Below are 14,934 nucleotides of genomic sequence, written 5' to 3' on the forward strand. Positions count from 1 at the left end.
TTCGAGATATTCGAAATAATTGTTATATCGGTCCGAATGTATATCGTCGTTTTTCCTTGAAAATTTCAATACCCGGTTATAAGAATTAGGATTGTTCGCTATACCATCGGCTCGACAGGGGATGGAAGGGAATCGCTCGAATGCGGATGACGTCATGATCTCCCGCCGGGTCGGCTCCTTGATCCTCGGGCTCTTCATCGGAGCGGCGGGGGTTGGAATCGGCCTCGCTCCTTTCGGTCTTGCCCTCGAGGAAGACCTTGGCCTGGAGTTGCTGTTCCGTCTGAGGGGGCCGAGGAAGCCCCCGCCGGAAGTCGTCATAGTCAGCATAGACAAGGCTTCGTCGGATCGAATGGATCTGCCGCACGACCTGCGGAAATGGCCGCGGTCGCTCCACGCGCGGCTTACCGACGTCCTGTCGGAAAACGGGGCGGCGGTGATAGCGTTCGACGTCTTCTTCGAAGACCCGCGGATCCCGTCGGATGACGAACGGCTTGCGGAATCGTTCCGCAATGCGCGCAACGTCGTTCTCTGCGAACGCCTTCAGACGGAGAGGCTTTCGATGGGGGATCTGAAGGAGACACCCCGGGCTGACGTCGGCATGTCGAAACTGGTTTCTCCCCTTCCGTCGTTCGCGGAATCCGCCGCCGCCAAAGCGCCGTTCCCCCTTCCCAAGGTTCCCGCCAAGGTTACCAGGACATGGACGTTCAGGACGGGTGCGGGCGACACTCCGACGCTTCCAGTGGTTGCATTCCGGTTGTACGCTTCGCCCGCTGCATATGATGAGTTTGCACGCATGCACGGCGGTGAGGATTTCGCCTACCTGAACTTTTACGGTGGCGCCCGGACCATCCCCACGATCCCTTATTTCCAGGCGCTGCGCCTCGCGGACAAGGGCGCTCCGGCGGAAAGGGAAATCGATGTAAGAGGCAAGGCGATCTTCGTGGGGTCTTCGGAGCTGCTTCAGCAGGAGCAGATAGACGGCTTCCATACCGTATTCACCAAGACGGGCGGACTCGAGCTCAGCGGGGTGGAGATCGCGGCGACGGCGTTCGCAAATTTCCTGGAGAACGATTTCCTGCGGCCCCCGCACGCCGGCGCTTTGGCGGCCCTGTTATTCCTTTGGGGGCTGGGGATCGGCGTCCTGTGCCGATCGCTTCCGCCGTTGCACGCCGCGGGTTCCGCGCTTGGACTGTCCGTTCTCTATGTTATGGCAGTTAGTTTCCAGTTCGCCTCCTCTTCGTGGTATCCCGTAATCGTTCCGGTGTTCCTCCAGGCGCCAATGGGGTTGGTCGCCGCCCTGACCTGGCAATACCTCGACGTGAACAAGGAACGCCGCAATATCCGGTTCGCGTTCGAGCACTACCTGCCGAACGAAGTTGTCGACAGGCTTGCGAGGGACCTCTCGTACCTCAAGGCAAGCGACCAGCTCGTCTACGGAACGTGCCTGGTCACTGACGCCGAAAATTACACTTCACTGTCCGAATCCATGGGCCCGCAGGAGCTGGGCGGTTTCATGAACAGGTACTATGAAACGCTCTTCGCCCCCGTGAAAAAGCACCAGGGCACGGTTTCGAACGTGGTCGCCGACTCCATGCTGGCCCTCTGGGCGTCGGCGAGCGGGGAATCCTCCCAGAGAAAACTTGCGTGCCTTGCGGCGCTCGATATAGCCGTGGCTGTCGGGCGGGCTGACAGCGAACGCGACCCTGCAAGATATCCAACGCGCATAGCCCTCCACTCCGGCCGCATTCTGCTCGGCAACCTCGGCGCGATGGACCATTACGAGTATCGGCCCGTCGGCGACATAGTAAACACTGCCACCAGGATCGAGGGCCTCAACAAGCAACTCGGGACCCGGATACTCGCGACGGATGAAGTGGTCCGCGGTCTCGACGGGTTTTTGACTCGTGAAGTGGGGACGTTCCTCCTCGCGGGAAAGTCCAACCCCACCGTCGTCCACGAGATTCTCTGCATGCGGGATGACGCGGATGAGCGGCTGGTGTGGCTGTCCGGGAAATTCGCCGAAGGTTTGGAGCGGTTTCGTGATCGGTCGTTCGCGGATGCGATTGCAATATTCAGCAAGGCTCTCGAACGGATGGGAGGAGACGGCCCTTCCATTTTTTATTTGAACCTTTGCAGGCAATACTGCGACAATCCTCCTCAAGAGGAGACGTGGGGCGGAGTGATCCGGATATTTCAAAAGTAGCAGGGGGGGCGCGGACCGTTTCATGATGCGTTGCGGCCGATGGATATTTTCCGGGATTTTTTTATCATTTCTTCTGTTGTCGGTATCCATCGTTCCGTATGCAGCGGCGGAAACCTGCGCGCAGTGGACGGCCAAGGTCGTTTCGGCGCAGGGGATCGTCCAGGTTCAGCGCCCGGGCGACAGCCGGCCGCAGCCGGTCAAACAGAACGACACGTTATGCTCCGGAGACACGATCCGGGTGTTGGATAAAGGGAGGGCGGACCTTCTCCTTCCTAACGAGACCCTGCTGCGCCTGGATCAGAACACGGCGGTCCGGTTCCATGAACCGGAAAAGGAACGGTCCGTGCTCCTCGATCTTCTTTCGGGGATTGCCTGGTTCATCACCCGCACTCCGAAGAGTTTCAAGGTCAACACTCCGTACATGAACGCGGGCGTCGAGGGAACCGAGTTTTGCGTTTCGGTCGTCCCGGGGCGTACTTCCGTGTCCTGCTTCGAAGGAACGGTCGCGGCCGTGAACGCTTTCGGCAGCGTCAGGCTGGCGTCGGGGCAGACCGCGGTGGCGGATGAGGGCAAGCCTCCGGTGCTGCAAATCGCGGCGCGCCCCCGGGATGCGGTCCGCTGGACGCTTTATTATCCACCGATCATTTCCATTCGTCCGGAGGCCGTTCCTTCGGGTATGGAGGATTGGAAGCTCCGGGTTTCCAGGCTGCTCGATGTAGGGCGCGCGGATGAAGCGGGGGCGGAGATCGAAAAGGCTCTTGAAAAATCGCCGGGGGACGCATCGGCGCTTGCGCTTCAATCCGTCATCGCCGTCGCGCAGAATGACAAGGAGAAGGCCCATTCTCTTGCGGGGCGGGCGGTGGAATCCGACCCGCGCTCCGCCTCGGCCCGGATCGCCTTGTCATACGCGAAGCAGTCCCGTTTCGATCTTGCGGGCGCGGTCGCCGCCGTCGATGAGGCATTGAAGCTGGAGCCGGGAAATGCGCTGGCATGGGCGAGGCTCGCGGAACTTAGGATGTCCTTCGGCGACCTGGATGGGGCGCTTGCGGCGGCGAACCGGGCGGCGAGGCTCGATCCCGGCCTGGGGAGGACGCAGGCGGTGCTGGGGTTTGCCTTGCTGGCCAGGGTGGAGACCGTCGCTTCACGGGAGGCTTTCGGCAAAGCTATCTCCCTCGACCAGGCGGATCCGATGCCGCGGCTGGGAATGGGGCTTGCCATGATAAGGGACGGGGAACTGTCAGGCGGCAGGAGGGAAATCGAGATCGCCGCAAGCCTCGATCCGGGCAATTCGCTCGTCCGCAGTTACCTCGGAAAAGCCTACTACGAGGAGAAGCGGGACCGGCACGCATCGTCACAGTTGGAGTTGGCGAAGGAGCTCGACCCGTCCGACCCGACGCCGTTCTTCTACGACGCCATACGCAAGCAGACGCTGAACCGGCCCGTAGAGGCGTTGCGCGACCTGGAAAAATCGATTTCGCTGAACGACAACCGGGCTGTCTACCGTTCGCGCCTGCTGCTCGACGAAGACCTGGCGGCGCGGAGCGCGAGCCTTGGACGCATCTACGGCGATTTGGGATTCCAGCAGCTTGCGCTGGCGGAAGGCTGGAAGTCCCTGCAAGCCGACCCGGCCAACCATTCCGCGCACCGCTTCCTTGCGGACAGCTATTCCGTCCTGCCTCGCCACGAGATCGCGAGGGTGAGTGAACTGCTTCAGTCGCAGCTTCTACAGCCCATAAACCTCACACCGTTGCAGCCCCAGCTCGGGCAGAGCGATCTTCGGATATTGAGCGGCGCGGGACCTTCGAGGATCTCCTTCAACGAATTCAATCCGTTGTTCCTTCGGAACGGGTACGCTCTCCAGGCCAGCGGCGTGGGCGGAAGCAATCATACCCTCGGCGACGAGATCGCTTTTTCGGCCGTCTCAGGGAAATTCTCATACAGCCTGGGACAGTTCCATTACCAGACGGACGGGTTCCGGACCAACAACGATCTGCGCCAGAACATCTACGATGTGTTCGCACAGTGGAGCATCTCGCACAAGACCGCCATACAGTCGGAGTTTCAGTACACCAACGTCGTGCAGGGGGATCTCACGCTGAATTTCGATCCGGCAAGTTTTCTTCCCGATTCCAGGTCCGAGTCAAGGACCCGCTCGATCCGGCTCGGGATCCGCCATGAATTGTCGCCCGGCTCGAACATGATTTCTTCTATTTTTTACCGGAAATCGCGATTCCCGAGTCATCTGGGCGTGCGTTTCGACGACCCGTTCTTCCCGGTCGATATAGTGGATGAATTGAGAACGGAACAAAAGGATTACAGCGGCGAAGTCCAGTACCTTCTGCGGTCCGAACGAATGAACATCGTCGCCGGAGGGGGATTTGTCAGGCTGGACAGCAACTCGGTCGATGACATGGTGATGTCGTCATCGGGCATTATACTTACCAGCAGTTCCACATCCACTGAAAATGACATCAGCCATTCCAACCTGTACCTGTACTCGCATCTCCGGTATCCGCGGAATGTAACATGGACGCTCGGCGCAAGCGGTGATTTTCTCCGTGATGCCAAGGGGACTGTTGCAGACCGAAACCAGTTCAATCCAAAATTCGGGGTAACATGGAACGCGCTTCCGGGGACGACGTTCCGCGCTGCCGCATTCCGGGTTCTGAGGAAAAACCTTCCGCCCACGAACCAGACGATAGAGCCGACCCATGTTGCCGGGTTCAACCAGTTCTACAGGGATTCCCAGGGTACGCAGTCGTGGAGGTACGGTATAGGCGTCGACCGGAAATTTTCTGCCGATATCCATGGAGGAGTGGAATATTCCAGAAGGGATCTGATTGTTCGCGGATTCGATCCCCTCGCACCGACCAGGCCAAAGGATTACGACTGGAAGGAACGGCTGGGCCGAGGATACCTGTATTGGACGCCAGACACGTGGGTTGCGTTTGGCGTTGAATACCTTTATGAGTTTGTCGACCGCGACCCGGAATTTACGGCGGGGATCGAACACCTTTCATCGCACCGGGTACCGTTGGGAGTGAATTTTTATCACCCTGGCGGGTTTTCCTTCTGCATCAAGGAGACGTTCTTCCGGCAGGACGGCAGGTTCCTGGCGCAGGGATCGTTCGTGGGGCCGGGATTGTCCACCGCAGTCCCCGGCTCGGAAAGGTTCTGGCTAACCGACGCTTCCGCAAGTTACCGGCTGCCGGGACGCACCGGCATAGTCTCGATTGAGGGGAAAAACCTTTTCGATCGGTCGTTCAGGTACCAGGACACGGATCCGTTCAATCCCGTCATCCAACCCAAACGCACGGTGTACTTCAAATTTACGCTGGCGCTCTGACTTAATATGAATTGATCGCTTCAGGGTTAACCCGCATTTCTCAACAGGGTTCTACTGCGGCGGCGGATACGGGCGACGTCCATGGATGGACAAGTGCCGCGGGAGCCATGGATGGCGGGAGCGGCCATGTCTACTGCGTTGCGCTCGTTCGGGCTCCTCGACGTAGTGTAAACTACGCCTGCGGCGCCCTCGGTCGCGACGCCTTGTAGCCATACCCGTCTCCACCGCCTCGCTACGAACCCTGGTGAGAAATGCGGGTTATGGAGGGGTAAGAAAGGGGGTGCCTATCGGGGGGAAAGGAGAATGAAAGGACGGTTTCAACGTATGCAGTGAGTCGTAAGGCGGGATGGGGGAGGAACCAATCTCGAAAACCTTGTGAAAGGAGGCCACTGCCACATGAAAATGATGGGACAAAAAAGGCAGATCGACCTGGGGAACGGGGAAACGATGGAGGTCCATGTCGACCAGAAGGGCAACGTGAAGTCTGCAAACGTGGGCAATCAGAAACTCCAGATAAAGAAAGCCAGCAAAGGATCCCTCACTTTCAACGGGCAAAAAGTTATTTACGCTTCACCAGGGGCCGAGATCATCACCAAGATCAATCCATTCTGTTATTGGAGACAGAACCCCGACGGCACGTGGACCTATATCTGTTACCCCTGACGGGAGTATCCGTTGACTAGAAAATCCCGTAGCATGTAAACGTTATCCGGACTCTCGCGGGTAAACGCCTGAAAGGTGTTCAAGCCAGCGGCCGGGGGAACGATCTCCCCCGGCCCCCCGGCCGATTGTCGTTCCGGCATGCGTTTTACCGCTCCCCGTACCGGCCGCCCTTTGCGTATTCCTTCATCCCCTGGAAGTCGACGATCACGACGTTTTCGTTTCCGACCACCCAGGCGTCGTGCCCCGAAGGCAGCAGCGATATGTCTCCCGGCCTGCACTCGAATTCCGATCCGTCGTCCATCAGGACCTTGAGTCTTCCCGCGACGTGGTACTGGAAATGCGGCGCCTCGCAGCTTTTCGTTTTTGCGATCGGTTGCACGGAAGTCGACCAGCGCCATCCCGGCTCCAGGGTAGCCCGGCCAATCGTCGATCCGCCAACCGTCAGCAGTTCCAGTTTACCCTTGGGGAAGGTACGTACTTCTTCCGGTTTGTCGAAGTTTCTCCATTCCGCCGACTCTTTTGCGATTTTCATGGCTTTTTGATGTTTCAAGGCCCGCGCCCTCCATTGCCGTCGTTACGGCGGTTTGCCCGATCCTGTTAGTGTGTTACCTGGCCCGTCAATCGATTTAATCTATAGATGCCGGCGCATACACGGGGATCCGGCGTTCCGCCATATTATTGGTGAATAAAAAAAGGCCTGGGCATGCCAGGCCTTTCCCGAACCGCGAAGGGTTACGGAGCGGTTTGTTCTACGACCGGGGAAACCCGGTTACGGCGTTACCGTGACGGCATAGGGGATGGATTGTGGCATGCGCCAACCAACGGGAGGAAAAGCGGCCATTGGTGGCTGTTTTTTTAAAGAGCAGGGAAGTGTTGCCGTAAAGTTATAAATTAAGCAATTAATTGCCGCTTCGAGTCCGAAGTCCGATCATGCAGGCTCGATACAAATATTACTGGCTCGCGACATCGTTACCATTGGTCCATAAATGGATGTTTATAAAGGTTTATTATTTCCTATCCCGGATAAAATCAATGATTGGTATTGAAAAAAAATTCCGGCATGCAAATTGCCTATTATTTATACGTTTTAACGGTAATTTAGTAATAAATTGCAGTCAGGTAAGCGTTTTTCACTCAGGGAAGTCGCTATGAAGCGTTCATTTGTATTACGGAGAACCGGCGGGTCTTCATGTAGCTTGACCTTCCACGAACCGGACGTCCATGCGGGGGATGACCGGAAGCTTTTTTTAGACCCCGTCAACGATACCTGGCGCCAGGACAGGCGCCGTTCCGAGGCAATTACCTATAGTGACGATGAACGTTCGATCACGCCTGCCTTCGATCACAGGAATTTTTTCGGACCGGCGGGAATTACGGTTCGAAACCCGTTTCACCCCCCGTGCCCGTACTCCAACACGGCGCCCTCCAGAAAAGGATTGCTCCTGAATATCAAGGCATAATCCGCATTTCTCACCATATTTCCACTTGGAATCATCCCCCTCGGCCTGTCACAAGCAGTGAACACACTTTAATGCTTTAAACTTTTATGCTTCTTGACTCTTCCGCCTTGCCGTGTTAGATACAGACCGGTCGGTTTGTTATTTTCCTGGCGGCAAACCGTCCTGCGCATTTCCCTTGGGAGGAAACGATGAGCGTTAAGGAGAAGGTTTGGGACGCGGCGAAATGGAAGATCATGCAGGCGCATCTCGGGTACGACGAAGAAGAGATGAAAGCGTTCCGGGAAAATCCGAGAAACGAGGACGTCCTGTCGAAAGCTCCGTCGTTGATGGAAAAGACGATCGTTCTGGAGATCGTGGAATCGCACGGATGCAACAGCCGTCACAAGGTAGGAGACAGGATCTGTTTCGACGGGGCCGGGAATCTTCTACCGAAGCGAAGTCCCGGGAAAGTGTGCATTTACGCATTGCATTCGGCTGCGCCCATGATTTACGCGGCAAACGAGCTTTTTTACGCCGGGGCCGATCCTGCCGGAATGCGGTTCAAGCGTGCCGCGTGCATGGACGTCGGCGTCATGTGCGGCGGCTGGGGCAGGGTCGTAATGGAACTGAGCGTCGAAGATAAGGTTCCCTGAGGACGGCGGCGCCTTGGAGTTCGAGTCCGGCCATATCACGACAACGAAAGATTGGCGCGCCTGCAGGGACTCGAACCCCGGACCCGCTGCTTAGAAGGCAGCTGCTCTATCCACCTGAGCTACAGGCGCGCTGGCTTTCAGAAGTATAGCAAACAAACCATATAAGTCCGACCGCGACCTTCCGTGTTTTTTCCATCGCATCTTGACAGCCGGCTTCAGGCAATGCTATATACCTATACAGGGTATGGGTATAAATCAATCGGGCGTCTGCAGAGGGGGGAAACGTGGAAAAAACGACGATCGGCGTTCAGGGTATGAGCTGCAATCACTGCAAGCGAGCGGTGGAGGTGAAATTGAAAGGGATCGACGGCGTATCCGGGGCGATGGTTGATCTGGATGCCGCCAATGTGACGGTTGAATTCGATCGGGTAAAGGTGACCCCGGCCGCCCTTAAGAGGGTTATCGGGGAAGCCGGTTACAAAGCGGAATAAGGCGGGATCGGGAGGGAGGAAATCGATGAAACACGTCGATACGTTGGGCCGGCTCAAGAAGATCGAAGGGCAGGTGCGCGGCGTGACCCGCATGGTTGAAGATGGGAAATACTGTATCGACATCATCAACCAGATCGCTGCCGCAAAGGGGGCGCTGGACAAGGTTTCCCTGATCATCCTCAAGAATCACATGGAGAGCTGCGTGGCGACCGCCATCAGGCAGAAAGAGGGGGCCGGGGAGAAGATCGACGAAGTGATAGCAAGCGTAGAGAAGTACCTGAAATAGAGGAACCAGCGGAAATGACGCAGCGGGAAACAACGGAAACGGTACCGACGAACTCCGCAAAATGGGAAATCCCCATTGAGGGCATGTCTTGCGCCTCCTGCGTTGCGCGCGTGGAGAAGGCGCTTGCCGCGGTGCCGGGGGTGTTGTCGGCCAACGTAAATCTTGCGACCAATTCCGCGACGGTGGAAGTCCTTCCGGGGGCTGCGGACCGAGAGGCGATGCGTGCAGCCGTGGCGGATGCGGGATATTCCGTCCCGGTCATCGAAGAGGGCGAAGACCCGCTGGCCAGGCAGGAGCGGATGCAACGGGAGGAGGAAAGGTCCCTTCTCACCCGTCTCCGCATCGGTGTAGCCCTCGGCGTCCCTCTATTCCTGCTGGCGCAGTGGGAGATGCTTGCCGGGCCCGGACGCATGCCTTTTTCGCCGTTCGCAAGCGCGATGATCCAGTTGCTCCTTGTCACGCCGATCCAGTTTTACGTGGGCTCGCGTTTCTACCGGGGGGCCTGGGCGACGGCGAAGCACGGCACGACCGACATGAATACGCTCGTCGCGCTCGGCACGACCGCTGCATACCTGTACAGCCTTGCCGCCACGTTAATTCCCGAATTATTTTCTGTAAGCGGAACCGGGGCGCACGTCTACTACGACACTTCTGCGGCGATCATCGTGCTGATCCTGCTCGGAAGATATTTCGAATCGCGAGCAAAGGGCAGGACCTCCGACGCGGTGAAAAAACTGATCGGCCTCCAGCCGCGGACTGCGCGGGTCGTCCGCGGCGGAGCGGAGATCGACGTCCCGCTGGAGGAAGTGCGGAAGGGAGACCGGGTCGTCGTCCGGCCGGGGGAAAAGATCGCGGTCGACGGCACCGTGACGGAAGGGACGGCATCCGTCGACGAGTCGATGCTTACCGGCGAGCCGATTCCCGCGGAAAAGGGCCCCGGGGCGCCGGTGACGGGCGGGACTATCGACCTCAACGGCCGCCTGGTATTCACCGCTACTCGCGTAGGAAAGGACACTGTCCTCGCGAGAATCGTCCGGATGGTCCGGGAGGCGCAGGGAAGCAAACCACCGATCGGCCGTCTTGCGGATGTCATCGCTTCGCGGTTCGTTCCCGCGGTGCTCGCGGTCGCCGCGGTCACCTTCATCGCATGGTGGGCCTTCGGTCCCGAGCCGCGGCTTTCCTACGCGATGCTTTCCTCTATCTCGGTGCTCATCATCGCCTGCCCCTGCGCGATGGGGCTTGCCACGCCCACCTCCATCATGGTGGCGACCGGCAAAGGCGCGGAGCTCGGTATCCTGATCCGCAGCGGCGCAGCGCTGGAGACGGCGCACAAGGCGAAGGCCGTGGTGCTCGACAAGACGGGAACGGTCACCAGGGGCAAGCCGGGGCTCGTTGCAGTCCGCTGCTCTCCTGACGGTTCGTTCCGAGGGCCGGAAGGCGAGAGGGAGCTATTAAGGCTCGCAGCCTCCGCCGAGGCCGGTTCGGAACACCCTCTGGGCGATGCGATCGTGCGGGGCGCGAAGGAACGAGGGATCGTTCCCGCGCCTCCCGAGGCGTTCGTCTCCACGCCGGGACTCGGCATTCGGGCGGTCGCCGGCGGCAGGACGGTCCATGCGGGCAGCAGGAAATGGCTGGAAGAGGCGGGGATCGATGCCGCACCGCTTTTGCCCGAAGCGCAACGGCTGTCGGAGGTAGGGAACACCGCTGTATTCATCGCCGTCGACGGAAAGGCGGCGGGAATCGCGGCCGTGTCGGACGAGATCAAGGAGACGGCTCCGGAAGCCGTCGGTGCGATGCGCGGAATGGGAATAGAGGTGGTAATGCTCACGGGCGACAACCCGCGCGCCGCGAAGGCGGTGGCTGCACAGGCCGGCATCGATCGGGTCCGCGCCGAGGTATCTCCCGCCAGGAAGGCGGAGGAGGTGCGCGGCATCCAGGCGGAAGGGAAAATCGTGGCGATGGTGGGGGACGGCATAAACGACGCTCCCGCCCTGGCGCAGGCCGACGTCGGAATCGCGATAGGTACCGGGACCGACATCGCCATCGAGGCCGGGGATGTCGTCCTCATGAGCGGAGACCTGCGGGGCGTGCCTGCCGCCATTCGCCTGAGCCGCGCCACGATCCGGAACATCCGGCAGAACCTGTTCTGGGCGTTCGCCTACAACGTGGTGCTGATCCCGGTGGCGGCCGGCGTCCTTTATCCGTCGTTCGGAATACTGTTGAGCCCCGTCCTCGCCGCCGCGGCCATGGGGCTCTCCTCCGTGACCGTCGTCTCGAACGCCCTCCGGTTGCGCCGATTCCGGCCTTGACGCTGGATACACCCTTGCGGGCTCTGCACGCCTCACGGGGTACCCCTCGCGGTTCGTTCATTCGTCTTCATTTCTCCGGGCGGGATGGATATCATAGGGCGGTCCGTATTTTTCGCCAAGGTTCGTAGCGAGGCGGTGGAGACGGGTATGGATACAAGGCGTCGCGACCGAGGGCACCGCAGGCGTAGTTTAAACTACGTCGAGGAGCCCGACCGAGCGCAACGCAGTAGACATGCCCGTATCCGCCGCCGCGGCAGAAGCTTGGCGAGAAATGCGGACTAGCATGGATCTGTCGCGCTTCTTCGACTCCTACCCCGGCGCTTACGCAACCCAGGCATTTTTCCATTCGGCGATCGCCGGCGCCGTCGTGGAGATCGCACTGAAGAGCTGGAAGATCCGCAGCCCGTCCTCCCGCCAGAAATTCCTGCTGTTCGCCGTGGTCTTCCCGATCTTTTCCTTCCCGATTTTCAAGACAATCGATTCCGCAAGGAACTCGGTCTATTTCAGGATGGGTGCGTTGTTCGACAGCAGCCGGTGGATGAGCGTCGAGCTTCCGGGGTCCATTCCGCTCGGGGCGGTGCTTATCCTGGTGTTTTTCATGACCTCCCTGGTATTTTTTTTCCAGGAGCTTTTCCCCGTGATGAAGCACGCGTTCGCATCGGGTAAGCCCGCGCCCGGCGAGATCCGCGAGGCGGACGAACCTGCCGTCGCGGAGGCCCTTGCCCCGCTGCCGGTGGAAAAGCCGGATATTTACGTGATCGACGACGAGGACCCGATGATATTTTCTTCCACGGGAAGAAAAGGATCGGTCTTCATGTCGTCGGGTCTCGTCGGTTTGCTCGACGTGGAACAGCTCCAGGCCGCGCTTGCCCATGAAATAGCCCATGTGGCGAGGAGCCGGCGCCCCTACATGGTGATCGTGTTTCTCCTTCGGATAGCGATGTTCTTCAATCCCGTCGTGCTCCTGGAGTTCCGACGGTCGATCCAGGACGACGAAAAGATCTGCGATGAGATCGCCGTGTCCATGACGGGTAAACCGCTCGTGCTGGCGGCCACCCTGAAAAAACTTTATCTGTCGCAGGAGGAAGGCCGTTCCGGGGAAAGGCAGCGGGATGCCAGCGTAACCGGAAGGCTCGAGGATTACAGCCACAAGCTGAACATCGAGAGCAGGATCGGCAGGCTGGAAAAGGGATACGCGCCCGACGCCGGGAGCGATTGGTTCGCCTTCGCCGCCGTCTTCCTGGCCGTCGCGGCCATCAACTATTACGTGGTCTGAGTCCGGGGGGCCGAATGCAGAAGAAGATTTGGGGACTTATCGCCTTCGCCGCCGCGGTGATCCTGCTTGCGGCGGGGCTGAAGTTCGTCAACTGGATGCCGTCCGTGGCCCAGCCTGATCTCCTGAAGAAGTACAAGGACCTCGAAGAAATGAAGATGAGTCTGAACATCCGTGACGTCATCATACCTTCATATTTCCCGGAAAAACTTAATTGGCCCCCGTCCTCGATCCTTGCACAGGGCAAACCGTATCCTGCGGTGGTGATGGAGTTCGAGCAGATCGGCACGAAGGAAACGGTGCTCGTGATATCCCAGTCGTTGTCGGACCGGTTCCGCGCCGACGAAAAGATACGGATCGCGCAGCTCAAGGAAAAGGTCCCCTATACCATCAAGGGAAGGAAGTCCGTCCTGGAGATCGGATTCTGCGCCAAAGGCGAGGCCTGCTCCCATATTTCCTGGAAGGAAGGAAAATATTACGTGGACGTCATGTCGAAGTCCACACCCATCGAGCTGCTCAAGGTCGCGGAGAGCATGCTTCAATAGCGCCTAATCACTCTCCAGCCGGCGTGGGCATTGCCTTTCCGGCCATCGGAACGTTGCGTTCCGGACGCATTCGCCGCCTCCCGAAATACCCCTTACCGGCGGGATAAATCCCCGAAACGGGAGGAAATCTCCGCCGATCTGCGCCAAAAAGCCCCCTCGTATAGGTATTCTTTCCCCCCGAAATAGGTATTTTCGCCGATTGGCCGGAAACGCCCCAGTCCCTATAGTGGGAGCCACATAGGGGAAAACGCCTCGAACGCTACGGCGATGAAAGGAGGATACGAAGATGCAGAAGATCAACGGGGGGCATCTGGTCGGCGAGGGGACGTACTGGAACATGAAGAGCGGTCGGCTGGTGGAACTGAAGAGCGAGGGGATACTTCCCGCGGAGCAGGATGCGGTCTACTACAAGGTCCCTTTCATCCTCCTCTTTCTCTGGGGAATCGCTTCGGGGGCGCTGTACATCGTTTTCCTTCCCGTGACGATCATCGTCATGTCGTTCTACCTGCTCGGCAGAAGGGTCTTCGGCGGCGCCTTCGGACAGGTCCGGACGAGCATCTCCTTCGGTTGGCGGCCCACGGAGGCCTACCTGGCCGGCAAGAACAAGAAGGAAAAGAAGAGCAACGGGAAGTAACGACATACCAAATACGACACGGGAGGACACCATGCACACACTCACCGATTTCACGACGCACATCAAAGGGGTGGAATACCTCATCTCCGTCCTGGCGATCACCGGATTCATCCTCTTCGTCGAAATCCTTAAGCCGAAGCCCTTCCGCACCCTGAAGAATTCCATCAACGAGGACAGGGAGCATATACGGAAGGAAGGGACTCAGAGCGTCCTGACCAGCCTGAAACGACTCGCCGCCGCCCCGTTCATCGGGCTGGCCTACGTCGTCTCGTTGCCCTTCGTGTTCACGTACGCTGTGGCCCGCGAGTGCATCGGCCGCACGGCTGAAGCGCTGGAAGGCGCCCTTGGCGTGGCCGGGTTCGGGTGGAGACCGATGGAGGCCTACCTGGGCGGCAAGAAAGACAAGAAGAACAAGGCGAAGGAAGAGGAGAAGAAGGACGAACCGGCTGCCAAGGACGCGAAATAGGGCCAGGCGTGCGGAAACGAATCACTACCCACAGGAGGCAAAGAGAAGTGAAAAAGGGGATCCTTGCAATAGCCGTCCTGGCGCTCTGCATCGGCATCGCACCGGCCCTCGTAGCGGGGGCCGGCCCCGCGTCCGGGGCGCCGTCTGCCGGCGGGAAGATGCCGCAGAAGGTCGTCCTGGGAAGCATCTCCCGGCTGTACGAGCCGGTGCAGTTCAACCACGCCTCCCACGTGTCCAACGCCGGGGGGTGCGCCGACTGCCATCATCAGCACGGACACGAGGCGTCCGTTTCGTGCGCGGAGTGCCACTCCATCGACTCCGCCGCATTCAAGAGGAACGTAAAGCTCGCCAAGCTGCGGCCGTGCCGGGATTGCCACTCAGCCGCTTATAAAATCGACAACCCTGGGCGGCCTACGCTTCAGGTTGCGTATCACCGCGCCTGCTTCAAGTGCCACCGGGGCGACGTGGGAAGCGTGGGAAAGGACCCGAAGGGCTGCGTGGAGATGTGCCACGACCCGAAGGCCCAGGCAAAGCTCGACCGGAAACCGTGACATCAACCTGGTGACAGGGTACAGGAGGTTCTCCGTGGCAAAAACCACGAAAATATGCCCGGCGGGAGAGGGCGC

13 protein-coding genes and 1 tRNA gene are annotated in these 14,934 nt (G+C 59.2%); 12 read left to right on the forward strand and 2 right to left on the reverse strand.

What is annotated here, in order from left to right; all coding sequences use genetic code 11:
* Window positions 1-154 precede the first annotated feature (154 nt).
* The 3 genes from HY896_01180 to HY896_01190 all read left to right on the forward strand — a co-directional run bounded on the left by HY896_01180 (window position 155) and on the right by HY896_01190 (window position 6,212).
* Complete coding sequence (locus HY896_01180; GenBank protein ID MBI5574956.1) at window positions 155-2,203, forward strand: adenylate/guanylate cyclase domain-containing protein; 2,049 nt, start codon at window positions 155-157, stop codon at window positions 2,201-2,203.
* Between the two features lie 22 nt (window positions 2,204-2,225).
* Complete coding sequence (locus tag HY896_01185) at window positions 2,226-5,549, forward strand: FecR domain-containing protein (GenBank protein ID MBI5574957.1); 3,324 nt, start codon at window positions 2,226-2,228, stop codon at window positions 5,547-5,549.
* A 396-nt stretch (window positions 5,550-5,945) separates the two neighbouring features.
* Window positions 5,946-6,212 carry a hypothetical protein gene (locus HY896_01190; protein MBI5574958.1) on the forward strand — a complete coding sequence of 89 codons (267 nt, stop codon included), beginning with the start codon at window positions 5,946-5,948 and terminating at the stop codon, window positions 6,210-6,212.
* A 145-nt stretch (window positions 6,213-6,357) separates the two neighbouring features.
* Here HY896_01190 and HY896_01195 read toward each other — a convergent pair whose 3' ends face one another.
* On the reverse strand, window positions 6,358-6,744 hold the full coding sequence (locus HY896_01195) for a cupin domain-containing protein (protein MBI5574959.1): 387 nt from the start codon (window positions 6,742-6,744) through the stop codon (window positions 6,358-6,360).
* A 1,116-nt stretch (window positions 6,745-7,860) separates the two neighbouring features.
* Between HY896_01195 and HY896_01200 the strand changes: the two genes are divergently transcribed.
* Entirely contained in the window at window positions 7,861-8,304 is a 444-nt protein-coding gene (locus tag HY896_01200; GenBank protein ID MBI5574960.1) for a TIGR04076 family protein, read from the forward strand.
* Between the two features lie 52 nt (window positions 8,305-8,356).
* On the opposite strand, the gene HY896_01205 is transcribed toward HY896_01200, so the two are convergent.
* A tRNA-Arg gene (locus tag HY896_01205) sits at window positions 8,357-8,433 on the reverse strand.
* A 155-nt stretch (window positions 8,434-8,588) separates the two neighbouring features.
* Between HY896_01205 and HY896_01210 the strand changes: the two genes are divergently transcribed.
* The 8 genes from HY896_01210 (at window position 8,589) to HY896_01245 (ending at window position 14,859) form a co-directional block, all read left to right on the forward strand.
* Complete coding sequence (locus tag HY896_01210) at window positions 8,589-8,795, forward strand: heavy-metal-associated domain-containing protein (GenBank protein ID MBI5574961.1); 207 nt, start codon at window positions 8,589-8,591, stop codon at window positions 8,793-8,795.
* Between the two features lie 25 nt (window positions 8,796-8,820).
* A complete protein-coding gene (locus HY896_01215) occupies window positions 8,821-9,081 on the forward strand; it encodes a metal-sensitive transcriptional regulator (protein MBI5574962.1) in 261 nt (86 codons plus the stop codon).
* A gap of 14 nt (window positions 9,082-9,095) precedes the next feature.
* Window positions 9,096-11,390, forward strand: a complete 2,295-nt coding sequence (locus tag HY896_01220; protein MBI5574963.1) for a copper-translocating P-type ATPase — start codon at window positions 9,096-9,098, stop codon at window positions 11,388-11,390.
* A gap of 271 nt (window positions 11,391-11,661) precedes the next feature.
* Window positions 11,662-12,666, forward strand: a complete 1,005-nt coding sequence (locus HY896_01225) for a M48 family metalloprotease (protein MBI5574964.1) — start codon at window positions 11,662-11,664, stop codon at window positions 12,664-12,666.
* Between the two features lie 14 nt (window positions 12,667-12,680).
* Window positions 12,681-13,208: a hypothetical protein gene (locus HY896_01230; GenBank protein ID MBI5574965.1), complete on the forward strand. Its 528-nt coding sequence runs from the start codon at window positions 12,681-12,683 to the stop codon at window positions 13,206-13,208.
* 286 nt (window positions 13,209-13,494) lie between these two features.
* On the forward strand, window positions 13,495-13,842 hold the full coding sequence (locus HY896_01235; protein MBI5574966.1) for a hypothetical protein: 348 nt from the start codon (window positions 13,495-13,497) through the stop codon (window positions 13,840-13,842).
* 31 nt (window positions 13,843-13,873) lie between these two features.
* Window positions 13,874-14,308, forward strand: coding sequence for a hypothetical protein (locus HY896_01240; GenBank protein ID MBI5574967.1), 435 nt, complete (start codon window positions 13,874-13,876; stop codon window positions 14,306-14,308).
* A 47-nt stretch (window positions 14,309-14,355) separates the two neighbouring features.
* Entirely contained in the window at window positions 14,356-14,859 is a 504-nt protein-coding gene (locus HY896_01245) for a cytochrome c3 family protein (GenBank protein MBI5574968.1), read from the forward strand.
* Window positions 14,860-14,934: the final 75 nt, after the last annotated feature.

It is taken from the genome of Deltaproteobacteria bacterium, assembly GCA_016218975.1.
GTDB lineage: Bacteria > Desulfobacterota > Deferrimicrobia > Deferrimicrobiales > Deferrimicrobiaceae > JAENIX01.